This is a genomic window from Actinopolymorpha rutila (assembly GCF_013407855.1).
Taxonomy (GTDB): Bacteria; Actinomycetota; Actinomycetes; order Propionibacteriales; family Actinopolymorphaceae; genus Actinopolymorpha; species Actinopolymorpha rutila.
In genome coordinates this window covers 4038785-4064493 of the sequence record NZ_JACBZH010000001.1, presented here as the reverse complement: position 1 = coordinate 4064493, position 25709 = coordinate 4038785, and the positions used below count along the sequence as shown (strand labels likewise).

18 protein-coding genes are annotated in these 25709 nt (G+C 71.3%); 9 read left to right on the top strand and 9 right to left on the bottom strand.

Translation table 11 applies throughout. The features are described 5' to 3' along the window. The first annotated feature begins 231 nt into the window (after positions 1-231). Positions 232-2745, top strand: coding sequence for a leucine--tRNA ligase (gene leuS / locus F4554_RS18135; protein WP_179788670.1), 2514 nt, complete (start codon positions 232-234; stop codon positions 2743-2745). Here leuS and F4554_RS18130 read toward each other — a convergent pair. Then, positions 2742-6104, bottom strand: a complete 3363-nt coding sequence (locus tag F4554_RS18130) for an AfsR/SARP family transcriptional regulator (RefSeq protein WP_179788669.1) — start codon at positions 6102-6104, stop codon at positions 2742-2744. The two genes, leuS and F4554_RS18130, sit on opposite strands and share 4 nt — an antisense overlap. Positions 6105-6296: 192 nt before the next feature. Here F4554_RS18130 and F4554_RS18125 point away from each other — a divergent pair, with 192 nt between their 5' ends. Continuing rightward, positions 6297-6752: a hypothetical protein gene (locus tag F4554_RS18125; protein WP_179788668.1), complete on the top strand. Its 456-nt coding sequence runs from the start codon at positions 6297-6299 to the stop codon at positions 6750-6752. A 302-nt stretch (positions 6753-7054) separates the two neighbouring features. Beyond that, complete coding sequence (locus F4554_RS33130) at positions 7055-9499, top strand: class I tRNA ligase family protein (RefSeq protein ID WP_179788667.1); 2445 nt, start codon at positions 7055-7057, stop codon at positions 9497-9499. A 28-nt stretch (positions 9500-9527) separates the two neighbouring features. Here F4554_RS33130 and F4554_RS18115 read toward each other — a convergent pair whose 3' ends face one another. After that, entirely contained in the window at positions 9528-10052 is a 525-nt protein-coding gene (locus F4554_RS18115) for a pyridoxamine 5'-phosphate oxidase family protein (RefSeq protein ID WP_179788666.1), read from the bottom strand. A gap of 266 nt (positions 10053-10318) precedes the next feature. On the opposite strand from F4554_RS18115, the gene F4554_RS18110 reads away from it, so the two are divergent. The 5 genes from F4554_RS18110 to holA all read left to right on the top strand — a co-directional run bounded on the left by F4554_RS18110 (position 10319) and on the right by holA (position 16894). Further along, a complete protein-coding gene (locus F4554_RS18110) occupies positions 10319-11173 on the top strand; it encodes a DegV family protein (protein WP_179788665.1) in 855 nt (284 codons plus the stop codon). 59 nt (positions 11174-11232) lie between these two features. Next, positions 11233-12174 (top strand): phosphotransferase, encoded by a 942-nt coding sequence (locus F4554_RS18105; protein WP_179788664.1) that lies wholly within the window; start codon positions 11233-11235, stop codon positions 12172-12174. Between the two features lie 340 nt (positions 12175-12514). Beyond that, positions 12515-13309 carry a ComEA family DNA-binding protein gene (locus F4554_RS18100; protein ID WP_337796089.1) on the top strand — a complete coding sequence of 265 codons (795 nt, stop codon included), beginning with the start codon at positions 12515-12517 and terminating at the stop codon, positions 13307-13309. 20 nt (positions 13310-13329) lie between these two features. Further along, positions 13330-15837, top strand: a complete 2508-nt coding sequence (locus tag F4554_RS18095; RefSeq protein WP_179788663.1) for a ComEC/Rec2 family competence protein — start codon at positions 13330-13332, stop codon at positions 15835-15837. Positions 15838-15889: 52 nt separating this feature from the next. Then, positions 15890-16894, top strand: coding sequence for a DNA polymerase III subunit delta (holA, locus tag F4554_RS18090; RefSeq protein WP_238341331.1), 1005 nt, complete (start codon positions 15890-15892; stop codon positions 16892-16894). 205 nt (positions 16895-17099) lie between these two features. Here the strand turns inward: holA and rpsT are convergent, their stop codons facing one another. The 7 genes from rpsT to F4554_RS18055 all read right to left on the bottom strand — a co-directional run bounded on the left by rpsT (position 17100) and on the right by F4554_RS18055 (position 23399). Then, a complete protein-coding gene (rpsT, locus tag F4554_RS18085) occupies positions 17100-17360 on the bottom strand; it encodes a 30S ribosomal protein S20 (RefSeq protein WP_179788661.1) in 261 nt (86 codons plus the stop codon). Between the two features lie 182 nt (positions 17361-17542). Continuing rightward, positions 17543-18259, bottom strand: coding sequence for an ABC transporter permease subunit (locus tag F4554_RS18080; RefSeq protein ID WP_179788660.1), 717 nt, complete (start codon positions 18257-18259; stop codon positions 17543-17545). A gap of 46 nt (positions 18260-18305) precedes the next feature. Continuing rightward, on the bottom strand, positions 18306-19223 hold the full coding sequence (locus F4554_RS18075; RefSeq protein ID WP_179788659.1) for an ATP-binding cassette domain-containing protein: 918 nt from the start codon (positions 19221-19223) through the stop codon (positions 18306-18308). Beyond that, positions 19220-20149 carry an ABC transporter permease gene (locus tag F4554_RS18070; RefSeq protein WP_202889339.1) on the bottom strand — a complete coding sequence of 310 codons (930 nt, stop codon included), beginning with the start codon at positions 20147-20149 and terminating at the stop codon, positions 19220-19222. The genes F4554_RS18075 and F4554_RS18070 overlap by 4 nt, the downstream gene beginning before the upstream one ends. Beyond that, positions 20133-21164 (bottom strand): ATP-binding cassette domain-containing protein, encoded by a 1032-nt coding sequence (locus F4554_RS18065; protein WP_179788658.1) that lies wholly within the window; start codon positions 21162-21164, stop codon positions 20133-20135. Before F4554_RS18065 ends, F4554_RS18070 begins: the two co-directional genes overlap by 17 nt. Before the next feature lie 158 nt (positions 21165-21322). After that, positions 21323-22300 (bottom strand): phosphotransferase, encoded by a 978-nt coding sequence (locus F4554_RS18060; RefSeq protein ID WP_179788657.1) that lies wholly within the window; start codon positions 22298-22300, stop codon positions 21323-21325. 91 nt (positions 22301-22391) lie between these two features. Next, positions 22392-23399 (bottom strand): hypothetical protein, encoded by a 1008-nt coding sequence (locus tag F4554_RS18055; protein ID WP_179788656.1) that lies wholly within the window; start codon positions 23397-23399, stop codon positions 22392-22394. 274 nt (positions 23400-23673) lie between these two features. On the opposite strand from F4554_RS18055, the gene lepA reads away from it, so the two are divergent. Further along, the gene (gene lepA / locus F4554_RS18050) at positions 23674-25503 is read left to right on the top strand and encodes a translation elongation factor 4 (RefSeq protein ID WP_179791612.1); all 1830 of its coding nucleotides are present in this window, start codon (positions 23674-23676) and stop codon (positions 25501-25503) included. Positions 25504-25709: the final 206 nt, after the last annotated feature.

Genomic DNA, 25709 nt, shown 5'->3' with positions numbered 1-25709 from the left:
GAAGGCGGGGACGAGGGCCGGGACGATGGCACGCCCGCTGTCCGAGGGCCGTCCGAAGTAGCCGGTGCGCTACCCTGGGCCGCATGCGGACGGCTCTGCTCCTTATCGAGCCGCGCTGACCATCAGCGGGTGCTTCGAGCACCGCGTCGGCGTGGCAACCCCTCCTGTGCGAGGGGTTTTCTTCTTTTGTCGGAGCGTCCCACCTCAGTCCCTCCCTCGGAGTCAGGAACGATGAGCGAACCCAGCCGAGACGGCCACGCCGCTGCGGACACCTACGATTTCCACACCATCCAGGGCAAATGGCTGCCGGTGTGGCAGCGGATGGACCCGTTCCGGGCGGACCGGCTCGCGGGTGACGACCCGGCGGCGCAGCCCGACCCCCGCGAGCGGCGCTACCTGCTCGACATGTTCCCGTACCCCTCCGGCGACCTGCACATGGGCCACGGGGAGGCGTACGCCTTTGGCGATCTGCTGGCCCGTTACTGGTTCCAGCGCGGCTACAACGTCCTGCACCCGATCGGCTGGGACGCGTTCGGGCTGCCGGCGGAGAACGCCGCGATCCGGCGCAACGCCCACCCCGCCGAGTGGACGTACGCCAACATCGACACCCAGGCGGAGTCGTTCAAGCGGTACGCCGTCTCCTTCGACTGGTCCCGCCGCCTGCAGACCTGCGACCCGGGCTACTACCGCTGGACGCAGTGGCTGTTCCTGCGCCTGTACGAACGCGGCCTGGCCTACCGCAAGGCGTCGTACGTCAACTGGTGCCCCACCGACCAGACGGTGCTGGCCAACGAGCAGGTCGTCGCCGGCAACTGCGAGCGCTGCGGCTCGCCGGTCACCAAGCGTGAGCTGACGCAGTGGTACTTCAAGATCACCGACTACGCCCAGCGGCTGCTCGACGACATGGAGCCGCTGGAGGGCCACTGGCCCGAGCGCGTGCTGAGCATGCAGCGCAACTGGATCGGCCGGTCCGAGGGCGCCTACGTCGACTTCGCCGTCGACGGGCGCGAGGAGCCGGTCACCGTCTTCACCACCCGGCCGGACACGTTGTTCGGCGCGACGTTCTTCGTGGTGGCGCCGGAGTCGAAGCTGGCGGCCGAGTTGGTGACGGCGGACCAGCGGGACGCGTTCGACACCTATCTCGAAGAGGTCAAACGCACCACCGAGATCGAGCGGCTGTCCACCGAACGCGAGAAGACCGGCGTCTTCCTGGGCGTCCACGCGGTCAACCCGGTCAACGGCCAGCGGATCCCGATCTACGCCGCCGACTACGTGCTGGCCGACTACGGCACCGGCGCGATCATGGCGGTCCCGGCGCAGGACCAGCGCGACTGGGACTTCGCTCGGCGCTACGACCTGCCGATCGTGCGTACGGTGCAGCCGCCGGCCGACTTCGACGGCGAGGCCTTCGTCGGGGACGGCCCGGCGGTCAACTCCGCCAACGCCGAGGTGAGCCTGGACGGCCTCGGTGTCGACGAGGCGAAGTCGGCCATCATCTCCTGGCTGGAGAGCAGGAGTCTCGGGCGTGGTGCGGTGACGTTCCGGCTGCGAGATTGGCTGGTATCGCGGCAGCGTTACTGGGGAGCGCCGATCCCGATCGTGCACTGCTCCACCTGCGGGGAGGTGCCCGTGGCCGACGAGCAGCTGCCGGTGGAGCTGCCCGACCTGCGGGGTGCGGACCTGTCCCCGAAGGGCACCTCGCCGCTGGCGGCCGCGAGCGACTGGGTCGAGGTGGAGTGCCCGAAGTGTGGTGGGACGGCGCGCCGCGACACCGACACGATGGACACCTTCGTCGACTCCTCGTGGTACTACCTGCGCTACTGCTCGCCGAACGACGAGGAGCGTCCGTTCGACCCCGACGCCGTTCGGCGGTGGATGCCGGTCGACCAGTACGTCGGCGGCGTGGAGCACGCGATCCTGCACCTGCTGTACAGCAGGTTCTTCGTCAAGGTGTTGCACGACCTGGGCGTGCTCGACTTCACCGAGCCGTTCAAGGCGCTGCTCAACCAGGGCCAGGTCATCAACCAGGGCAAGGCGATGAGCAAGTCGCTGGGCAACGGTGTCGACCTCGGTGAGCAGCTCGCGATGTACGGCGTGGACGCCATCCGGCTGACGATGGTGTTCGCCGGGCCGCCCGAGGACGACATCGACTGGGCCGACCTGTCGCCGGCGGGTTCGCTGCGCTTCCTGCAGCGCGCCTGGCGGGTCGCCAGCGACGTGACGAGCGAGCCGGGCGCCGACCCGGCCGACGGTGACCGCGCGCTGCGCAAGGTCACCCACGCGGTGATCAAGGAGGTCACCGAGCACGTCGAGTCGTTCAAGTTCAACGTCGCGGTCGCCCGGCTGATGGAGTTGACCAACGCCGTACGCAAGGCGATCGACTCCGGAGCCGGCCCGGCCGACCCCGCGGTGCGGGAGGCGGCGGAGGCGCTCTCGGTGATGCTCAGCCTGGTCGCGCCGTACACCGCCGAGGACATGTGGGAACGCCTCGGTCACGAGCCGACGGTGGCGCTGGTGGGCTGGCCGAGCTATGACGCCGACCTCGCCGCGGCGGAGACGCTGACCGCGGTGGCGCAGGTAGCCGGGAAGCTGCGGGACAAGTTCGAGGTGTCCCCGGACATCTCCGAGGACGAGCTGCGTCAACTCGCCCTTGCGTCGGAGCGGGTGCAGAGCGCGCTGGCCGGCCGGGACATCCGCAAGGTGATCGTGCGGGCGCCCCGGCTGGTCAACATCGTCCCGGGCTAGGAAAGCCCCTGCGCCAGCAGGGCGGCGACCTCGGCCGCCTCTGGCGTACCGACCGCGGTGAAGATCGCGTTCGCCTGGCGCCACCGGCGGCGGGCGGTGTCGGCGTCCCGGGCGGATGCGGCGACATCGCCGAGCAGGCGGAGCGCTCGCGCCTCACCGAGCCGGTGTCCGCACTCGCGGTGCACCGCCATCGCCTGCTCCGCGGCGGTCTGGGCGGCCGCTGCCTCCCCGCGCGCGAGGTGTCCCTGTGCCAGTACCAGAAGGGCGTCGCCCTCGACGAGGCGCCGACCGTCCTGTTTCGCCAACCGCAGGCAGGTCCGGCTCTCCACCAGCGCCGTCTGCGGCGAGCCCAGCTCAAGCTGCGCCCGGGCCGCTCCGACCAGGCTGGGCAGGCCCTCCGAGCGGCTGTCGATCGTTCGGGCGATGTCAGCTGCTCGGCGGAACTCCGCCAGTGCCTCCTCGGCGTGCCCGGTCCGCAGCATGACCGAGGCGAGTGTCGAGCGGACGGCGAGTTCGTACCACGAGTTATTCAATTCCTGCGCGAGTGCGAGCGCCTCGGTCGCCTGCTCGCTGGCCTGCGTGTAGCGGCCGGCGTCCAGGTCCAGCGCGGCCATGGTGTCGAGGGCGCAGCAGACGTCGCCGGGTAGGGCGAGAGAGCGCATGTCCGTCAGAGCTTGCTCCATGTGGTGGCGGGCGGACTCGAACTCGCCGCGCAACCAGTACACCTCGCCCAGGTTGGCGTGGTACCTCGCGATCGGCCGCGGCGAACCGCTGGCCAGGGCGAGTTCCAGGCCGGCGTACTGGTGTTTGAGGGCGAGCTCCAGATGCCCGGCGCGAAGGTAGGTGAGACCGAGGTTGCCGGTGTAGGCGGCCTCCAGGTCACGGTTGCCGACGTTTCGTGCGGTGACCAGGGCCGCCTCGAACCATTCGGCGGCGTGGTCGAGCCGGCCCTGCCGCAGGGCGGCGTTGGCGAGGTTGTTCAGGGCCGACATCTCGCCTTCGGGCCAGCCGGCCTCCGCGCACCACTCGTGGGCGCGTTCGGCGTTCTGCTGCGCCGCCGGATAGTCGCCGATGGTGACGTAAGCGTGTGCCAGGCTGAGGTACGCGGCCGCCTGACCGGTCGGGCTTCCCTCGGCCACGGCGGCACGCAGCCCCGCGTTCGCGACCGTCAGCCATTCGGGCCGGTGCTCAGTGAGCGCGAAGTGCCCGCGGAGGGTGTCGGTGAGAAGCCAGGCGACGGCCGGTGCACTGTGCTCGGCGTCGAGAACGGTCGCCACCAGGGAACCCTCCTCGGCCCTCAGCCAGTCCGTGGCGGCCCGCACGTCCGGGAACTCCGGCACGTCGGGGAACTCCGGCACGTGGGAAGACCGGTCGGCGCCGGGGGCTTCCTCGGTGAGGCGCGCGTAGTGGGGGAGAACCAGCGCCATCGCGGCGCGGGCGCTGTTCGTGCACCACCTGAACAGCCGGTCGCGCGCCGAGCCGACGACAGCCTGCGGGTCCTCGGCCGCGCGGCGTTCGGCCGCGTAGAGGCGCATCAGATCGTGGAAGGCGAACCGGTTCGTGCCGCGGTCGGCAAGCAGGTGAGCGTCGGCAAGAACGCGCAGCAGACGGTAGGACTCCTGCGCGGGGGTTCCCGCCACCGCGCTCGCCGCTTCGAGTCCGACGTCCGGCCCCGGCGCGACGGTGAGCAGCCGGAACATCCGCCGCGCGGCGGGGTCAAGCCGGTCGTAGGAAAGGTCGAAGACCCATCGCAGGGCGGTCCGGTGGTCATCGCCCACCCGCAGGGCGCTGAGCCGGTCCTGGCCGGCGAGGTGCTCGACGTGTCGATCCAGCGGGCGGTCCGGACTGGCGGCGAGGTGCGCGCCGGTGATGCGCAACGCGAGCGGCAAACCGTCGCACAACTCGACGAGGCGCGCCGCCGCGTCGGCTTCGCGCCACACCCGTTCCGGTCCGAGGACCTTGGCCAGCACAGAGATCGCCTCCTCGGTCCCAAGCCGGTCCAGCTCCAGCAGCCGGGCACCGTCGAAGGCGACCAGCCCTGCCATCCCGTCTCGGCTGGTGACGACGGCCACGCACTGCGAGGACGCGGGCAGCAACGGTCGTACCTGTGCGGCCTCGGCGGCGTTGTCCAGTACGACGAGCAGACGGCGGTCGGCTGTCTGGGTGCGGTACATCGCCGCCGCCTCGTCCTCGGTCAACGGGACCCGGTCGGGAGGTACCCCCAGCGCCCGCAGGAACTGCGCCAGGATGTCGACCGGCTCGCGAGGAGGAGCCTGGGCGTACCCGCGCAGGTCGGCGTACAGCTGCCCGTCCACGAACCGATCGGCCACGCGGTGAGCCCAGTGAACCGCGAGGCTCGTCTTGCCGACCCCTCCCGTACCGGTGATCACCGCGATCCTGGCACCCAGAAAGCCGGCTGCCCCCGGCGCGGGCAGCAGCGCGTCCAGCCGGGACAGCTCGAGGTCCCGGCCGGTGAAGTCGGACACGGCTGCCGGCACCTGGCGAGGTGCGGACATCCCGGCCGGCGGGGAGGCGACCGTCGACGGGCCGACCGGCGGTGGACTCGCCGGCGATGAGGTCGCCGTCGATGCGTCGTCACCCGCGGGCCAAGAATCGAGCTTCGGGTCGGCGCGCAGGATCCGCTGGTGGAGTGCGCCCAGCGCGTGGGTGGGCGCTACGCCGAGTTCCTCGTCCAGGCGCCGGCGGAGCTCCTGGTAGGCAGCGAGCGCGTCGGCCTGGCGGCCGGTGCGATACAACGCCAGCATCAGCTGTCGCCACAGGCCTTCGCGGTAGGGGTGCGTGGCGCTGAGCGTCCGGAGTTCGGCGACCAGCGCGGCGTGGCAGCCGAGTGCGAGGTCGGTCTCGATCCGGGCCTCCACGGCGGCCATCCGGCGTTCCTCGAGCCGGTCCGCTTCCGCCTGGACCTTGAGCGTGATCGGGGCATCGGCGAACGCCGTACCGCTCCACAGGTCGAGGGCAGCTCCAAGAAGGTCACGGGCAGACTGGAAGTCCTGACCGTCCAGCGCCTCCTCTCCGCGCCGAGTGAGGTCCTCGAACCGGTCGGCGTCCAGGTCGTCGGCGCCGAGGTGGAGTTCGTACCCCGGCTGGCGAGTGCGCAGGACCTTCCCGTCGGGGTCGGCGAGGAGGCGGCGCAGCCGTAAGGCGTACCCGTGGATCTGGTTGATGGCGCCACGCGGCGGACCGTCCGGCCACACCTCCTCGACCAAGGCGTCGACGGACAGCGGCCGACCACGACCGACCACCAGGGCGGCCAGCAGCGCCCGCATCTTCGGCGCACCGAGGCGTTCCCAGCCGCCGGCCGTTCGCGTCTCCAACGGCCCCAGAATCCGAATCCGCATCGCATCTCTCCCCGTCGGCGACCTGGTTGTCACCGGTGAGACGCGATGACACGGCTCCAGCTTGCATCCAGGTCGGATTCAGGTTCCATCCAGGTTCGGTCAAGGCGTGCTCGGCACTGTGGGTCGGGTCGGGTCGGCGCGGGGTCGGCCCGAAAGCAACGAGGAACCGACAGGCACAAGAAGGAGAACGTCATGATCTCTCGCATCGTCAAGGGAGCGGCCGCCACGGGCTTCGGGCTGCTGATGGCGGCGGCCCCGATGGTGGCCCCCATTGCCCAGGCCAAGACCGTCACACCCGGACCCGAGTCGGCCTACCACTACGAGTGGCAGAACGGGGTGCGCACCTCCGGGCCGACGGGCACCTACCACTGCATCTCCACCACCGGTTCCACCGCGTGCTACAAGCCGTACGGCGACAAGATCTACGTCAAGGACACGAAGGCGGACGGGTACTCGGCCGTGATGCGGTGGTACACCGACTATGGCCGCTGGGGCACCTGCCGCAACCCGTACAAGGCCGGGACGTGGGTCGTGTGCGACAAGGACTTCGCCGAAGGCAGTTGGCTGAACTTCCGCGCTTCGCGGTACGACGGCGACACCGGCAAGTGGGTCAACCCCGAGTCCGACCTGATGGCCGCCACGACCTGAGCCCAGCACGGGTATTCGTACCGCCAGGTGCGACGGACATCGCAGCGAGCGCCGGCGTCCCCCAGCCAATCGGCCGGGGGACGCCGGCGTTTCAGGTGGCCAAACTCTCGTGCCCGGACGGGTTCGTGGACTACTCTGCTGGCATGTCGGTGGTCCTGCTCCTTATCTGGCCGCGCTGACCTCAGCGGGTGCACAGCACCGCGTCGGCGCGGCGAACCCCTCTGCGTGAGGGGTTTCTTCATGTCCGGCCACCGGTGATCAGCGACCTTCCGCGATCGCCGCCGATCTTCAGGCGGTGCCCCATGACCACAGCCGATTCCACCCAGCCCCACGACAGCGTCGCGTCCCGACCAGCCAACGATCCGCCGGACGCGCCGTCCGAGCCTGACGGTCCCCGAGGCGGCCCCACCGAACCTGCCTACCGTTACGACGGACCACTGGCCGGCCGGATCGAGGCGCACTGGCAGGCGTACTGGGCCGAGCACGGGACGTTCCACACCCCGAACCCCGTCGGCGATCTCGGTCCTGATGCCGTCGACGGCGCCAGCCGCCAAGCCGGGGTTGACAGGGCACGTGTGGACGCGCCGAAGTTCTACGTACTGGACATGTTCGCCGGCCCCTCCGGCTCGTTGCACGTGGGCCATCCGCTCGGCTACGTGGCGACCGATGTCTACGGGCGGTACCTGCGGATGTGCGGCCACAACGTGCTGCACGCGTTCGGGTTCGACGCGTTCGGGCTGCCCGCCGAGCAGTACGCGGTCCAGACCGGCCGGCATCCGCAGGAGGCCACCGAGGCCAACATCGCCACCATTCGCCGGCAGCTGCGACGGCTGGGGCTGGCGCACGACGATCGGCGCGGCGTGTCGACCACCGATGTGGACTTCTACCGCTGGACGCAGTGGATGTTCCTGCGGATCCACGGTGCGTGGTACGACGACGAGCGCAAGCGTGCCCGGCCGATCGCCGAACTGGAGGAGGAGTTCGCGACCGGTCGGCGCGCCACGCCCGGCGGACGGGACTGGAACTCGCTGGCCGTCCACGAACGCCGCGCGGTGCTGGACGCGCACCGTTTGGCCTACCTGGCGGACGTCCCGGTTAACTGGTGCCCCGGCCTGGGCACCGTGCTGGCCGACGAGGAGGTCACCGCCGAAGGCCGCAGTGAACGCGGGAACTACCCCGTCTTCGCCCGCACGATGCGGCAGTGGATGCTGCGCATCACCGCCTACGCCGACCGGCTGGTGGACGACCTGGACCTGCTGGACTGGCCGGAGCCGATCAAGGCCCAGCAGCGCAACTGGATCGGCCGCACCCGCGAGCAGGGCGAGGTGGTGTACCGGCTGCACGACTGGTTGTTCAGCCGGCAGCGTTACTGGGGCGAGCCGTTCCCCATCGTCTACGACGAGCACGGTCCGGTGGCGTTGCCGGACTCGATGCTGCCGGTCGTGTTGCCGCAGACCCCGGACTATGCGCCCACCACCTACGATCCCGACGACGCGTCGTCGGAGCCGGTGGCCCCGCTGGGGCGGCTGACCGACTGGGTGGACGTCACTCTGGACCTGGGCGACGGCCCGCGCACCTACCGGCGGGAGACCAACACGATGCCGCAGTGGGCCGGCTCGTGTTGGTACGGGCTGCGCTACCTCGATCCGCACAACGCCGAGCGCTTCTGCGATCCGGCGCTGGAACGGCACTGGCTGGGCAGCCGCGGCGGCACCGATCCGGGCGGGGTCGATCTCTACGTGGGTGGGGTCGAGCACGCCGTGCTGCACCTGTTGTACGCACGCTTCTGGCACAAGGTGTTGTACGACCTGGGGCACGTGTCGAGCCGGGAGCCGTTTCGCCGGCTGGTCAACAACGGCTACATCCAGGCGTACTCCTACACCGACGAACGAGGGGTGTACGTGCCCGCCGCCGAGGTGGTCGAACGCGACGGCGCCTTCTGGTGGCGGGACCGGCCGGTCAGCCGGTCGCTGGGAAAGATGGGCAAGAGCCTGCGCAACATGGTGACCCCCGACGAGCTGTGTGAACGCTACGGTGCGGACACCTTCCGGGTGTATGTCATGGCATCCGGGCCGCTGCAGGCGTCGCGCCCGTGGGATCCGCGAGGCATCGTCGGGGCGCAGCGGTTCCTGCAGCGGGTGTGGCGGAGCCTGGTCGACGAGGACACCGGCGCGCCGAGGGTCACCGACCGGCCGGCGCGCGAGGAGACGCGTCGCCTGCTGCACACGACGATCGCGGGTGTCCGCGACGACCTGGACGCACTGAGCTTCCACACCGCCATTGCACGCCTCACCACGCTGTCCCGGCACGTCGCGGGCCTGGGTGGCGAGGTGCCGGCGGAGGTGGCCCACCCGATGGTGTTGATGCTCGCGCCGTTCGCGCCCCACCTGGCGGAGGAACTGTGGCATCGGCTGGGTGCGGAGAACGCCACGCGAGAGGAGACCGCGCCAGGCAGGCAAGAGAGGGCCACGCCGGGAGAGAGCACGCCAGGGCAGGCGGCGTCGCTGGCGTACCTGCCCTATCCGGAAGCGGATCCGGCCTACCTCGGTGCGGAGACGGTGACCTGCGTGGTGCAGGTCTCGGGCAAGTTGCGGGGCAGGATCGACGTGCCGCCGGACATCACCGCGGACGAGCTGCGTCAACGCGCGCTTGACATCGAGCCGGTGCGCAGGGCGCTGCGCGGTCGCGACGTCGCCCGCGTGGTCGTACGTCCTCCTCGGCTGGTCAACATCGTGCCCGCCGGATGAGGGCAGTGCGTCCGCGAGGACGCCGCTGTCAGTCGTCACCTCCGGTCCTCCCGACCAGCTTGCCGGGGTCGAAGGCGTAGGCGACCATCCACTGCGGCCGGACGCGTACGTAGACGATCTCCTCGCCCCAACTGGTCGGCGAACTGCCGTAGTGGCGGACCAGATGATCCTCGATCGGCTGCCAGTCAGGATGGTCGGGTGAAAGGAACTCGGCCACGCCGTGGGTGAACACGCCCAGGTCGTCACCGCGCAGGTGGGCGACGCTGACGTCGGGGCGGGCACGCAGGTGCCGGGCCTTGACCGCCGTCCCTGAGGTGGTGAAGACCCACCGGCCGCGCAGGAAGTGGCCGTCGACCGCACTGATCCGGGGCGCGCCGCCCGCGGTCACCGTGGCGACCGACAAGGTGCACATGCCAGTGAGGACTCCGCACAGTTGGCGTGCGGTGAGGGTGCGCTCGGGGGTGACGATGGAGCGCAGGTGTTCACTCGCGTGGGGGAGGGAGGAATCGAGCAGGCGCTGGAGTTCCTCGACGTCGCTGTCGGTTTCGTCCATGCCGGGACGATCCCACAGCCCACCGACAACGGCCTGCGATCACAGGAGCTGCCCCGCTCCGGTCCCTGCTCAGACCGGTTTCCCACGCGCTCGGCGGCGGGCAGGGTCAGCGCACCTCGACCCGCGCCGAGGCCGAGCACGCGGTGGCCCGGGCGCAGGTCGGTGCGAGCCAGGAGCGTCGAAGACCTGCGTCCACGTGGTCGGCGTGGTCGGCATTGCTGATCGAACACCCGGCGCGCTCGCCCGCAGAAGGCTACATTTCTCTCGTGGCGCGACACTTGGCCTTGGTGACCGACTCGACCGCACACCTCGATGGCCGGGAGATCGCCGACTACGGAATCTCCGTCGTGCCGACCCAGGTGACGGTGGGTTCCACCACGTATGCCGACGGCAACCCCGAGGTGACCCGGCTGGTCACCGACTCACTGCGCCGCGGCGAACGCGTCCGCACCGCTCGCCCCTCGCCGATGGAGTTCCTGGCCGGCTACACCGACGCGGCGCGTACCGGCTGCTCGGCGGCAATCTCGATCCACCTGTCCGGCGACCTGTCCGGTACCCACGACGCTGCCAGGCTGGGCGCGGTCCAGGCACCGCTGCCGGTCGCCGTGGTCGACTCACGCCAGGTGGGTATGGGGCTCGGTTTCGCCGTGCTCGCCGCTGCCGACGCCGCCGAGCGCGGCGCGGACGCCGCGGAGGTGGTCGACCTGGCGCGGGCGCGCGCCGCCGCCACCGAGACGTACCTCTACGTCGACTCACTCGACTACATGCGCCGGGGTGGGCGGATCCGGCTCGCCCAGGCGATGGTGGGTTCGGCACTGCCGTCGAGGCCGATTCTGCAGGTACGCGACGGCCAGGTCACACCGTGCGCGAAGGTACGCACAGGGGCCAGGGCGATGATCGAGCTCGAACGCCTCGCCCTCGGATGTGCCGGCAGCCGCAGCGTCGAGGTCGCGGTGCATCACCTCGGGGCGCCGGTCCTCGCGAGGGAGCTGGCCGCGCGGCTGGGGCGGCGCGTACCCCGGCTCGGCCGCATCGTGGTCCGTGAGGCGGCCAGCGGGATCGGCGCGCACGTCGGACCGGGCATGGTGTCGGTCGTCGTCTCGCCCACCGACGTCGGCTGACCTCGGGCCGGCCTCGCGGGTCGTACGCCACAGCCCGTCGTGCCCTACCCTGGGCGACCGTGAGCGCAGGTGGGACGTCGCGTCGGGACATGCTGGCCGCGATCGGCGACAGATACCAGATCCCGGTCGAGGACATGGCCGCGGTGCCGACCCAGGGTGCCGCCAACGACGTGTACTTCCTCGGCGACCACCTCGTCCTGCGGATCCCGCGTGGCGGCGGCGCCCGGCTGGCCGAGCTCGCCAAGGAGGCGACGATCATCCCCGCGGTGCGCCGGGTGGGGGTGCGTACGCCGGCGGTGGTGACGTACGACGACAGCTGCTCGGTCGTCAACGTGCCCTACCTCGTGGTCGAGCGGGTCCCAGGCCGCGACCTGGCGGCTCTGGGCGCCGAACCCCACACGGCGGCCGAAACCTACCGCGACGTCGGGGTGGGCCTCGCACGCCTGCATCACCTCACTCGCGCGCGCGTGGGCTCGCTGCCGGGGGTTTCGCAGCTGCCCGAGGACGACCCGCGAGGGCACGTGCTCCGGCTGGCCGAGAAGGGGTACGTCGACATCGACACGGCCAGTTGGCTGGTCGGATGGTTCGACCGGCTGGAGCGCTGGCGGCCGGGCGACGTGGCGCCGGCCGTCGTGCACGGCGACGTCTCGCCCACCAACGTCGTCGTCGAGAGCGTCGCCCCCGAACGCGCCAACCTGGTGGACTGGGGGGACGCAGCCTGGGCGGATCCCGCCGTCGACTTCGCGAAGCTCCCGCTGCGCGCGGTGCCGTACGCGCTGCGGGGTTACCTGGACGAGGTGCCGCCGCGGGCGCTGGCGGAAGCCGAACGCGCCTGGTCGGCGAGGGTCCTCTGGTATCACCTGTCCTGGGCGCTGCACCGCGTCGGCGACACGCCGGGAGAGCCCGAACGCGTGTGGACCAGGCCGCCCGCGAGCCGCCTGTTGGAGCTGCTGCGGTTCTTCGCCGCCTCGCCACCGGCGCCGTGGCCCGACCTGGCCTGACGTCGGCTGACGCTTCGCCTCACCCGATCCACCGGCGATCCGACCGACTTTCTCTCCACAGGCCGCCGACCGGCTGAGCCGTCCACAGGTCCTTCTCGTTGCCGGCAACGGCATCCGCGTTCTTCGTAGCGTCGTCCGCGTGTTGCGTCGACGGTCACCTCCCCAGCACCGGGCGGGACCCGACGAGACCGCCCGTGCGGTCCGCCGGGTCCACGCGCTTCGGCGGTCACCTCCCCGTGCCGACCTTGTCGCTCCGGGGTGGGTGCCGCAGGTTCCCGCAGACCGGGTTCGTGCCCCCCGGGCTCGAGCTGGTGCGGCGCCCGGCGAACCGTCGTCGCCGGTGCGGTCGAAGGAAGGCGAGGAGCACATGCGGCAGCCCGACTACGCCGAGGAGGAACGCTCCCACCGGCCGCTCGACGACGGTTACGACGATTTCGACCAGGACAACTTCGACCAGGACGATGACCTGCCCGCGGGCGCGGGGGAGCTGTCACCGACCTGGGCGCTGCGCCGGGGCCATGTCGTGGTGGTCGCCGTCGTGCTCCTGCTGGCCGTGATCGGGGCTGCCGTGATGGTGATCCGCGACCGTCCCGTACGCGAGCCGGTCACCGGGTCGGCGGTCCGTCCCACGGTCCTGGCGACACCGGTCTCGGCCTCGGCGCCGGCCACCGGCTCACCGGCTTCGCGGCCTTCACCGACGGTGGTGGTGCACGTGGCGGGCAAGGTGCGCAGGCCGGGAGTGGTGCACCTGCCGGGCGGTTCCCGGGTGTTCGACGCGGTCACGGCCTCCGGTGGAGCGCTGCCCGGAACCGACCTCGACACGGTCAACCTCGCCCGCCCTCTGCTCGATGGTGAACAGGTTCTGGTGGGCGTGACGCCCCCACCCGGCTCGCCGCCCGCCGGTGGCGGAGGCCCGACCGCGGGACCGCCGTCTGCAGGTTCACCGCTCGACCTCAACTCCGCGACCTCCGCCGAGCTGGAGGAGCTGCCCGGAGTGGGTCCGGTGCTCGCGCAACGGATCGTGGACTTCCGCACCGAGCACGGGCGGTTCGTCGACGTGGAGGACCTGCGGGAGGTCACCGGGATCGGTGAACGCACCTTCGACGAGCTGCGCGACAAGGTGACCGCGCGGTGACGCGCCCAACGATGAGGCCGGTGAGGAGCCCGGCGAAGAGCACGGTGGCGGAGCAGTTCCTCGGCGTGGTGACAAGGGTCGTCGACCGGCTCGTCGAGAAGGTGCGGACGTCGGTCCGCGTCGGCGACGACGACACGTCCACGCGGCCGGGCGGTCGCGACACCATCGATGCGCGGTTGGTGCCGGTCGCGGTGGCCGGGTGGCTGTGCACGCTCGTGGTCCCGGTCGCGCCGGTAGTGCCCGCCGCCGTTGGCGCGGTCACCGCGGCTCTGGCGGGAGTGGTTCTGCTCGCTCGACGGAGCCGACGTGGCAGTGTGCTCGGGCTGTCCGCGGCGGTGACCTGCCTGGGCGCCGCCGTCCTGATCACGGTCACCCTGTTGCACGTGTCGGCGGCCAGGAGCGGGCCGATCCCCGAACTCGCCGCCGACGCTTCGGTCGCCACGACAGAGCTTCGGGTACGCACCGATCCGCGGGTGCGTTCCTCCCCGGGCCACCGCTCGACCTACGTCGTACTGGAGGCCGACGTCCTTCGGCTCACCCGCCACGGCGTGACGACCGCGGTGCGGACTCCGGTCGTGGTCACCGGTCCGGCGACGTGGTCGAAGGTCGAGGTCGGCCAGCGCGTACGGGCCGTGACCCGCTTCGCGCCGACCGAGCAGGGCGAGCGCGCGGCCGCCGTCCTCGCCGCCCGGTCGCCGCCGACTCTGCTCGAGCGCGCCGGGCCGCTCGACCGGGCTGCCAGCAGGCTGCGGGCCGGACTCCGGGAAGCTGTGGCCGGGCTCCCACCGAACGAGCGAGGTCTCGTACCCGCCCTGGTGGTGGGCGACGTCTCCCGGATGCCCGAGCAGTTGGAGGAAGACTTCCGCACGGCCGGCCTGTCTCACCTGACAGCTGTTTCGGGTACGAACCTCACTATTTTGCTGGCGTTCGTACTCGGTGCGGCGAGATGGGCCGGCGTCCGGTCCTGGGGACTGCCTCTGATCGGGGCCGGTTGCGCGGTGGGGTTCGTGGTGCTCGCTCGGCCCGAGCCCAGTGTGCTGCGCGCCGCTGCGATGGGTGTCGTCGGCCTGGCCGGGTTGGCCGTCGGATCCCGTCGCCACGGTGTCCCGGCGGTGGCCTGTGCGGTGCTGGTCCTGCTCCTGGTCGACCCGTGGCTGGGTCGCACGTACGGCTTCGCGCTGTCGGTCCTCGCCACCGCCGGCATCGTCGTCCTCGGGCCGCCGTTCTCCGAGGCTCTCACCCGCTGGCTGCCCCGCTTCGCGGCGATGGCGGTCGGCGTCCCACTGGCGGCACAGCTCGCGTGCACGCCGGTGGTGGCGGTGCTCTCCACGTCCGTCAGCGTGGTCGCCGTGGTTGCCAACATGCTGGTGGCCCCGGCCGTCACACCGGCCACCGTCCTGGGCATCGCCGCGACGTTGGTGTCGCCGGTCAGCGTGACCGTCGCGTCGGTGCCGGGCCACCTGGCAGGCTACGCCGCGCGGTGGATCGTGGAGATCGGCACGCGGGCGGCGCGCCTACCCGGAGCGAGCCTGACCTGGCCGTCGTCGGCACTGGGAGTCGGTGTGCTCACCCTGCTCTGCGTGGCGGCGGTGATCCTCGCTCCCCGGCTGCTGCGCCGGCGCGGTGTGACACTGGCGCTCGCCGGCGGGTTGGTGGCCTGGATCGCGCACCCCGTCCAGGTGCCGGTGTCGTTGGGCCGGCTGACCGGTTGGCCCCCGGCGGGGTGGGTGGTCGTGGCCTGTGACGTGGGCCAGGGAGACGCACTGGTGCTCCGTGCCGGGCCGCGGTCGGCCGTCGTGGTCGACACCGGTCCCGATCCCGTCGCGGTCGACCGATGCCTCACCGGTCTCGGCGTACGGCAGGTCCCGTACATCCTGCTCACCCACTTCCACGCCGACCACACGACCGGGCTGCCCGGCGTGGCGCGCGGACGGATGATCGGCGAGGTCGGCATCCGGCCCGGCGCCGCTACCGGTGCCGATGCCCGGCGGGTGCGCGAATGGGCCGGCGCCGCAGGGGTTCCGACCGCCGCCGTCGCGGTCGGTGAGGAACGTCAGGTAGGCGCACTGACCTGGAAGGTCCTCGGCCCGGCCGGTCGGCTGGCCGATCCCGAGAGCCGCGATGCCGACGCCGGTTCGGGAGATCCGGAGGAGGGTGCGGCGGAGAACGACTCCAGCGTCGTGATCCTGGCGCGGGTCCAGGGGGTCAGTGTCCTCATGACCGGTGACGTCGAGCCCTCGGGCCAGCGCCGGTTGCTCTCGTCCGGTGCCGACCTGCACGCGACGGTGCTGAAGGTTCCCCATCACGGTTCCCGCTACCAGGATCCGGACTTTCTCCGTGCCGTCGGCGCCCGGATCGCGATGATCAGCGTCGGCGCGGACAACGACTACGGCCATCCGGCGCCGTCGACGATCGCGATCCTCGCGAGCACCGGTGCCCGGGTCGCCCGCACGGACCGGAGTGGTGCGGTGGCCGTGGTGAAGGACGACACGGGGCTTGGGCTGGTGGCCCGAAGTCCGCCGAGGTGAGCGGGGGAGCGGGGCGAGCCGGCTGTCGGTGGCCCGTGGGATGCTGAGCACGATGCCCACGAAGTCCGACCAGGCGGCCCCCGGCGACGGAGTCCTCGGGACGGTCACCCTTGTCCTGGGGCCCGAGGAGTTGCTGGCCGAGCGCGCGGTCGCCGGCACCGTGCGGGCCGTCCGCGCCGCCGACACCGACGCGGATGTCACCGACCTGGAGGCGTCCGCTCTCACCGCCGGTGGCCTGGCCGAGCTGACCAGCCCCTCGCTGTTCGCCTCGGCGCGAGCTGTCGTGGTACGCAACCTCGACGGCCTCCCCGCCGACTCGGTGGACGCCCTGCTCGGCTATGCCCGCTCACCTCAGCCAGACGTCGCGGCGGTGCTCGTGCACCGCGGTGGGCAGAAAGGCCGCGGCGTGGTCGACAAGCTCCGCAAGGCCGGCGTAAGGGTGGTGGCCTGCGACTCACCGCGGAGTTCGGATCTGCCCGCCTTCGTCGCCCGCGAGGTGCGGTCTGCCGGCGGCCGGATCGAGCAGGAAGCCGCACAGTTCCTGATCGAGGCCGTCGGCCGGGATCTTCGTTCGCTGGCCGCCGCGACGTCCCAGCTGGTCTCCGACACCGACGGACAGCCGATCACCGAGAGCGTCGTCCGGCGCTACTTCGCCGGCCGGGCCGAGGTGACCAGCTTCGCGGTCGCCGATGCCGCGATCGCCGGTCGCACCGCCCACGCACTCGAGCAGCTGCGGTGGGCCCTGCGGTCCGGGGTCGCACCGGTGCTGGTGACGTCGGCTCTGGCGTCGGGAGTTCGAGGCCTGGCGAAGTTGGCCGGGGCGTCGCCCAGACTGCGGGAGGGAGACCTGGCCAGGGAGATCGGCGTGCCGCCGTGGAAGGTCAGGACGCTGCGGGGCCAGTTGAAGGCCTGGACTGAGGAAGGCCTGGCCACCGCGCTGCTGGCCGTCGCCCGGGCGGACGCCGACGTCAAGGGCGGCGCGGACGACGCGGAGTACGCGCTCGAACGCGCGGTGCTGGCGGTCGCGTCGGCTCGCACCAGCGCCCACCGCCGCTGACGCCGAATCCAGCGGGACAGCACCGGGGTGACAGCGCATCGGTGGGTGGACCACCAGATCCGCTCAGCCGACGAGCAGTCCAAGCCTCGCCATGGCGAAGATCCATCGCGACAAAACGGACGAGGGCAGCACAAAAAGCTGCTCGGCCGACGAGGCCGAGCAGCTCTTCGGCAAGTCCGGAAGCTGAGCCGCTTCCGGAAGGGACCTAGAGGGCGGCGGACCGCTTGAAGATCGCCGACTTCTTGTTGGCCGCCTGGTTCTTGTGCAGAACGCCCTTGGAAGCGGCCCGGTCGAGCAGGCGTCCGGCCGCACGGGCCAGATCCTGTGCCTTGGCCTTGTCGCCGGACTCGGCCGCCTCGCTGAAGTTGCGAATGGCCGTCCGCAGCGAGGAGCGCGTCGACTTGTTGCGGAGCCGACGGGTCTCGTTCTGCTTGATCCGCTTGATCTGGGACTTGATGTTCGCCACTGAGCTGAAGCCTCGATCGCAGGTCGTACGGGAATGGACACGCGGCGGGATCCGCCCGCGCGCGAAGAAAGAGCCTACCAGCCGGGCAAACCAGGGCCCAACTGTGGGCGGATCGGCCCGAACCTCGCCCTACTCGGTCTCGGTGCGTGAGCTGGGCTCTGGAGGTCTCGGTGAGAGCGGGTCTACTCGGTCTCGGTGAGCGTGAGGGATCTCAGCCGTTCCCCGGCGAACCACGTCGCCGCCACGATCGTGACCAGGAGCAGGACCACGCCGGTGCCGAGCCCGACCGCCGCCTTGATGTCGTCACGGGCGATCAGCGTGTCTGCGACGGCGAGGGCCCACTGCTGGATGCTGAGCACCTGTGCGCCGGGTACGAACCCGCCGACCAGGCTCTCCCAGATCAGCGCGTAGATGAGGCCGAAGACGACGGCGTGCCTGGTGATCACGGCCAGCATCAGGAAGACCGCGCTGTAGGCCAGCCCGGCGACGATGGTCCCGACCGCGAACCCGACCGCGACACCGTCGTCGAACCCGGCCATGATCACCCCGGCCAGCAGCGTCGGGACGGCCGCGAAGGCCACCAGGCAGCCAACCGCCACGGCGAGCTTGGTCACGACGATGGTCGGGCGCGGCAACGGCTTGGCGAGCACGTAGATGATCGACCCGTCGTCGATCTCCGGCCCGATCACGCCCGTGCCCGCGATCAGTCCGAGCAACGGGACGATCGTGCCGAGCGCAAGGGTCTGCAGCAGCGTCGTGCCGACCTGCAGGCTGGGGCCGGTCACGAGCCGCAGTACCAGCGCGAGCAGGACGAGCACCGCCGGCAGGACGAACAGCAGGAGTACGCGTCGTTTCCCGAGCAGGGTGCTGGCGGTGAGCCTGGCGATCGTGGCGTTCATCGGTCTCTCATCCGGTCTCTCATCGGTCTTTGACTCGGGGCAGGCTTCACGCGGTGATGAGGTAGGAGAAGACGCTCTCGAGGGACTCGTCGGACGGCGAGATCTCGTAGAGCCGGACATCCGCGGCGCGGGCCACCTGCGGCACGAGCCAGGTGAAGCGGGCGAAGTCGACCGCCTGTACCCGCAGGCACCCCTCCCGGGCGTCGAGTTCGACGCCGGCGGACGACCCGTCGGCGATCAGGGCCGACGCGAGCCTGCGGTCGTCACTGGAGCGGATGACGTACTGGTGCGGCCGGTCGATCATCAGCCGCCGGATCTCCCGGAAGTCACCGGACGCGGCGTGCCGCCCGGCCACGACGACCTCGATGTGGGAGGCGACCTGCTCGACCTCCTCCAGGATGTGCGAACTGAACAGCACCGTGCGGCCGGCCTGCCCCATCGCGCGCAGCAGGTCCATCAGGTGCAGCCGTTGGCGCGGGTCCATGCCGTTGAACGGCTCGTCCAGCAGCAGTACGGACGGCCGGTGCACCAGCGCGGTCGCCATCTTGATCCGCTGCTTCATCCCCTTGGAGTAGGTACCGACGGCACGGTCCGCGGCCGGGCCCATCTCGACGGTCTCGATCGCCTCCCGGGCGGCGGCCTCGGGATCGGCCAGGCGGTGCAGCTTCGCGTTCGCGAGGACGAACTCCCAGCCGGTGAGGTTGTCGTAGAGAGCTTCGCGCTCGGGCACCAGCCCGATGTGGCGGTAGGCGGCCTGGTTACGCCAGACCTTCTCCCCGTCCAGCGTGACGGTGCCGGCGGACGGGGCGAGGAAGCCGCCCATCATGTGGATGATGGTCGACTTGCCCGCGCCGTTGGGCCCGAGCAGTCCGGTGACGCCCGGACCGACGGTCATGGCGACGTCGTTGACCGCGACGACGTTGCCGTACCAACGGGAGACGTGGTCGAGCCGGACGACGCTCACGAGGCCGCCACCTTCCGATAGCGAAGCATCAGCAGGCCGAACGACCCGCCGACGACGAGCACGGTCACGAGTACGTACAGCAGTGCACCCAGCCCGCCGGCCGGCGGCGGCGCGGGGCTGGCGCTGGTGGCACCGAGCGCGACCACCTGTACGCCGTCCACCAACGTGATCGGCGAGAAGAGCCCGGCGTAGCCCGCGGCGGTTCGGTGGCCCTGATCGCCGAGGATCGCCGACATGAAGCTCGCTCCGCCGTAGGTCACCGTCAGCACGGTGATGATGGCGGCCACCCCGAACCCGCGCCGGGTGGTGAGCGCCGAGATCACCCCTGCGATTCCGGCCAGGACGAGGGCGAGGACGGCGACGCCTGCGAGTCCGGCGAGGAGCCCCTTCGTCTGCGCGCCGAACGGGTACTTACCGAGCAGCGCGCCGGCGTACATCACCACCAGCGGCACGGCCATCAGGATGAACAGCGAGGCGACCAGCGCGGCGTACTTCGCGACCACGTAGTCGATCCGGACGAGGGGCCGGGAGAAGTACAGCGTGATCGTCCGGAAGCGCAGGTCACGGGAGAAGAGCTGGGGCGCCTGGGCGGCGGCGAAGATGGCGATGACTGCCTGGGTGTAGACGAAGTACCTCGTGTACGCGACCGGCGGCTCCGGCGGCTTGATGGCGACCGTGACAGCGACGATGATCGCGGCGGGCAGCAGCATGACCCCACCCAGAAGGAACGGCAGGATCTTCGCCCTCGCGGTCCGGCCCAGGCCGTACGTCGAGCGCAGGCTCTGTACGAACAGCGACCGCAGGATGTAGCCACGGCCGAGCCGGGGACCGTCGTAGCGGCGGTAGCCGATGTCGTGGATCACGCCGGCCGGGGCGGCGTACGACGTGCTCTGCGGGGATGACGTGCTCTCAGGTGGTACCGACATGGTGCGCTCCTCCCTGGTCGGGGCCGCCGACCGGCCCACCGGAAGGGCCGCCTGCGACGGGATCGGCGCCGACTTCGGCCCGGGAGCCCGCGGCGCCGTCCCGGAAGATCTCCTCGATGCGGTGCCGGCGTTGCTCCATCCGGACTAGGCCGAGGTCGAGTTCCGCGGCCGTGTCGCGTACGACGTCGAAGGTCTCCTCGCGGGTGATGTCGATCATCAGCAGCCGCCCGTCGGGCACCACCCGGAGCCCGTGGCCGGTGAGCGCGTGACCGAGCCGGTCGCGGGCCGCGGTCCAGTGGGGACCGGAGTCGTACGGCGCGACCTCCACGGCCAGCACCTGGGTGGCGCGGGTGAACTCGGCCGTCGAGGACGCGCGCAGCAGCCTCCCGCCGTCGATGATCACCACCTGGTCGCTGATCCGCTCGAGTTCGCCGAGCAGGTGCGACGTCACCAGGACCGAGATCTCGAAGTCGGTGCCGATCCGGTTGACCAGCCCCAGCATCTCGTCGCGGCCGGACGGGTCCAGGCCGTTGGTCGGCTCGTCGAGGAACACCAGCCGCGGATCGTGGACCAGGGCCTGGGCGAGCTTGACCCGCTGCCGCATGCCGGTGGAGTAGCCGCCGATCGGGCGGTAGCGCTCCTCGTACAGGCCGACGTGGCGCAGCGTGTCGGCGGTGCGTTCGCGCGCGCTCGCCGCCGGCAGCCCCGACATCCGGGCCATGTGGACGACGAACTCGGTCGCCGACATGTCGGGTGGCAGGCAGTCGTGCTCGGGCATGTAGCCCACCCGGTCGCGGATGGCCGGGCCCTGCGTGGCGACGTCGAGGCCTAGGACCGTCGCCGCTCCCGAGGTGGCCGGCTGCAGACCGAGCAGGATCTTGATCAGCGTCGACTTGCCCGCGCCGTTGGCGCCGACGAGCCCCGTGACACCGGGACCGATGTCGACCGTCAACTGGTCGAGCGCGGTGACGCTCGGGAACCTCTTGGTGAGGTCGTGGATCGCGATGACGGACACGGAACGAAAACTAGTGCCCCGGAGCCCGCGGGTGATCCGACTCGCGGACGAACCTTTGCCGTCATTCCCCTACGGAAGTGCCGGAGGTCGCCCCCAGGGGTGCACCCGGGGGTCCACCGAGGGCGGCGCTCCCGCCGGGCAGCCCCGGCGGAGTGCCGTCAGCCGACCCAGCCTCGGCGCAGGGCGAGCCAGGACAGCGTGGCCTGGGCGTACCACGCCTGGTGAGCACGGAGGTACGGCGAACCGCTGACCGCCGGCTGCAGCGAGGAGTCGGCGAAGTAGCCGGCCAGGCCGGCGAGTACGGCGTCCACGGCGTCGCCGTCCACGTCCTCGCCGAGCGGGTGCGCCGACAGCAGCGCGCTCGCGTCGTATCCGTCACCGCACGCCGAGATCAGCACGGTCACGAGGTCCAGCCAGGCAGGGCCGCGGCTCGGCCAGTTCCAGTCGCAGAACCACACCCGCCCGTCGTCGCCCACGATGACGTTGTCGTCGCGGAGGTCGCAGTGGACCACGCTGTCGCCGGCGAGGGCCTCCGGCGCGGCGGCCTCGAGCCCGGCGAGCTCGGCGATCTGGGGGTCGACAGGCGAGCCGTCGGCGCCCGAGGCCCGCGCGAGCCGCCCCCAGTAGCCGAAGTCCTGGGCCAGCCAGTCGCGAGCCTGCGGCACCACCAGGCCCTGCGGCGCGGGAGTCATCACCTCGGCGAGGGAGGTCAGGGCGGTGAGGACGTCGGTGAGCTCCTCCGGCTTCCACGGACGCGCCGGCGGCCGCCCGGGAACGTCGTCGAAGCAGAGCACCACCCAGTCGAACTCCTCCAGCGTCCACCGCAGCGCCGGCACCGGCGCCGACGACGGGATGCGGGCCGCGATCCGCGCCTCGGCCCGGTAGGAATCGGCGATCGCGGGGGAGCGGTCGGCGGACACGGCCTTCACGAATGCGCGTTCGGTGCCGCCAGACCCGCCGTGGACCAGCCGGGACGCGAAGCCCGGCGTGAAGCCGGACCCCTGACTGGCTGTCGCCACGACGCCGCCGCCGAGGCGTTCGGCGATCCGGTCGCGCAGGGGTTCGGGCAGGTCGGCCCACTGGGGGCGGACGGCGGTCGCGCCGTGGGGCACCGAGCCAGCTTGCGAGGCGGTCACCCGCCGATCCTGACAGCCGCCGCGAAGCCACCCGATCGTGGGGCCGCGATGTGGCACGTGGTCGCTCCGGCTCGGGCGGGCAGGCCCGGGCTCAGCCGGCGTGGACGGGCACCCCGGGCGCTCCCGGTAAGCCGGGCACGCCGCGTGAGTCGGGGTCGGCGAGCAGGCGGAACGTCCCCGCGGCCTGCGCGGCCGACGGCGCGATCTCCGCGACTCCCGTCCGCCGGTCCGGACCGGTGAACGCGAACCGCAGCCCGGTCGGCGTCCACGCGGCCGCGTCGCCGAGGTGGCCGGCGGGCAGGGGCAGCACCATCGCCCGGCCGGTGTGCCGCTCGTAGACGAGCAGCCGGGACCGCCCGCCCTGGTCCAGCCGGACCGCGACCTGTTCGCCGGTCACGTCGGCGGCCAGTGGCCAGGGATTGTGCGGGCCGTTGAGCTCGGCGGGCCACTGCAGCCGGCCTCCTGGCGAGCACGCCCAGCCGATCCGGCCGTTGTCGTCGGCAACGACGAACAACCCCGCGTGGGGTACGGCGAACAGCAGGCGCACCGAGGGGTGGTCGGGCCAGATCTCCTCCACCGTGCCGCTGTGCAGGTCGACCGCCACACAGGTGAGGTCGCCCTGGTACGCCCGGTTGACCGCCAGTTGCCGCCCGCCCGGGTCGAGCCAGGTCCCGCCGATCAGCAGCCCGGACACGGTGAGCACCGGCCGCGGCTCGCCGTCTCCGCGTCCCAGCAGCCACAGCGTCGCGGACGGGTCGGAGCGGGTGGTGATGGCCAGGGCGAGGGTGTCGTGGGCCGGGTGGGGAATCAGTTGCAGACCGAGCGCGGCGAGCGTGCCCAGGAGCCGGGCGGGCCGGTCCGGCCGGCCGAGGATGATCCGGTGCCGGTCCGGGGTGGCGTGGTGCAACAGGACGCCGCCGTCGTCGAGTGGCAGCATCCGCGAGTGCGGCCCGGTGGGGGCCAGCCCCGGGACCGGACTCGGCGGCCGTGCCGGGTCCAGCGGCCAGTGCTCGACGTGCCAGCCGGCGACGCCGTCGGAGGCGAGGCAGGCGGCGTAGGAACCACGGGGGGAGAAACGGAAAGCGGTGCGAGTCAGCATGCGCGCGCGAACTCCTGGCCTGGATACCCGGTCGACCGGCCGACCACGACGGTCGTACGCGGTGTGTACACATATGACTACCAAGAGCACCTGGTCTCCGGTACGCCGCCCCTGCCCTCCCGCCCGCCCGGGTCTGACCAGTGCCCGCTCACCCACGCCGCCCTGACCGGATCGCGGTCCGTGGGATGATGAACGTCGTTCCCCCACCGACCGGAATGGATCGTCCGTGCCCGTACCAGCGTCCGCGCCCCAACCCGGCCAGACCGATCCGGCGATGATCCGGAACTTCTGCATCATCGCCCACATCGATCACGGCAAGTCGACGCTCGCCGACCGCATGCTCCAGCTCACCGGAGTGGTCGATGCGCGGTCGATGCGCGCGCAGTACCTCGACCGGATGGACATCGAGCGAGAGCGCGGCATCACGATCAAGAGCCAGGCGGTCCGGTTGCCGTTCCAGGCCAGTGCCGGCGCCGAGGCGGGTTCGACGTACGTCCTCAATCTCATCGACACGCCCGGGCACGTCGACTTCACCTACGAGGTCTCGCGCTCACTGGCCGCCTGTGAGGGCGCGGTGCTGCTGGTCGACGCGGCGCAGGGGATCGAGGCGCAGACGCTCGCCAACCTCTACCTCGCGCTGGAAGCCGACCTGCACATCATTCCGGTGCTGAACAAGATCGACCTGCCGTCCGCGCAGCCGGAGAAGTACGCCGCCGAGCTGGCCCGGATCATCGGCTGCGACGAGAGCGATGTGCTCAAGGTGTCGGCGAAGACCGGCGAGGGCGTGGAGGACCTGCTGCACGCGATCGTCGCGCAGGTGCCGCCGCCCGAGGGCGAGCCGGACGCTCCTGCCCGGGCGCTGATCTTCGACTCGGTGTACGACACCTACCGGGGAGTGGTGACCTACATCCGGGTCGTCGACGGCAAGATCGGCCACCGCGAGCGGGTGCTGATGATGTCGACGAAGGCGTCCCACGAGACTCTCGAGGTAGGGGTCATCTCGCCCGAGCCCACGCCGTCGGCGTCACTCGGCGTCGGCGAGGTCGGCTACATCATCACCGGCGTGAAGGAGGTCCGGCAGTCCCGCGTCGGCGACACGGTGACCCTGGCCGGCAACCGCGCCGAGAAGCCGCTCGGCGGCTACCGCCACCCCAACCCGATGGTGTACGCCGGGCTGTACCCCCTGGACGGCGACGACTACCCCGACCTGCGCGAGGCGCTGGACAAGCTGCAGCTGAACGACGCCGCGCTGCTGTACGAGCCGGAGACCTCCGGCGCGCTCGGCTTCGGCTTCCGCTGCGGCTTCCTCGGCCTGCTGCACATGGAGATCGTCCGCGAGCGACTCGAACGCGAGTTCAACCTCGACCTGATCTCCACCGCGCCGAACGTCGTCTACCGCGTCACCATGGAGGACGCCTCGGAGGTCGTGGTGACCAACCCGAGCGAGTACCCGCGGGGCAAGATCGCCGAGGTGCACGAGCCGGTCGTCCGCGCCACCGTCCTCACCCCGGCCGACTTCATCGGCGCGGTGATGGAGCTGTGCCAGTCGCGGCGCGGTCAGCTGCAGGGGATGGACTACCTGTCCGAGGAACGCGTGGAGATGCGCTACACCCTGCCGCTGGCCGAGATCGTGTTCGACTTCTTCGACGCGCTGAAGAGCCGTACCCGCGGCTACGCCTCGCTCGACTACGAGCCCACCGGTGAGCAGGTGGCCGACCTGGTGAAGGTCGACATCCTGCTGCACGGCGACCCGGTCGACGCGTTCAGTGCGATCGTGCACAAGGACAAGGCCTATACCTACGGCGTCGCGATGGCCCAGAAGCTGAAGGACCTCATCCCGCGCCAGCAGTTCGAGGTGCCGATCCAGGCCGCGATCGGCTCGCGGATCATCGCCCGGGAGAGCATCCGCGCCATCCGCAAGGACGTTCTCGCCAAGTGCTACGGCGGCGACATCACCCGCAAGCGGAAGCTGCTGGAGAAGCAGAAGGAAGGCAAGAAGCGGATGAAGATGGTCGGCCGGGTCGAGGTGCCGCAGGAGGCGTTCATCGCGGCGTTGTCCACGACCGACTCGGGAAAGAAGTCCGAGTCCGGCGGCAAGAAGTAGCCCGAAGTGCGTCACCCGATGCTTCACCCGACGCGGCACCGACCGCGCCCCCGAACTCTGCACGGTCGAGCGCCCGGCGAACTACGCGGTTTGTCCGTGTGGGCTACGCCCGCGACAGCTCAGTCACTACGGTGGAGGCAGGTCGGCACGGCCGGCATGGCAACCACGCCAGGTACGCCACCGGCCCGGCCCGTCCCTACGCTGCT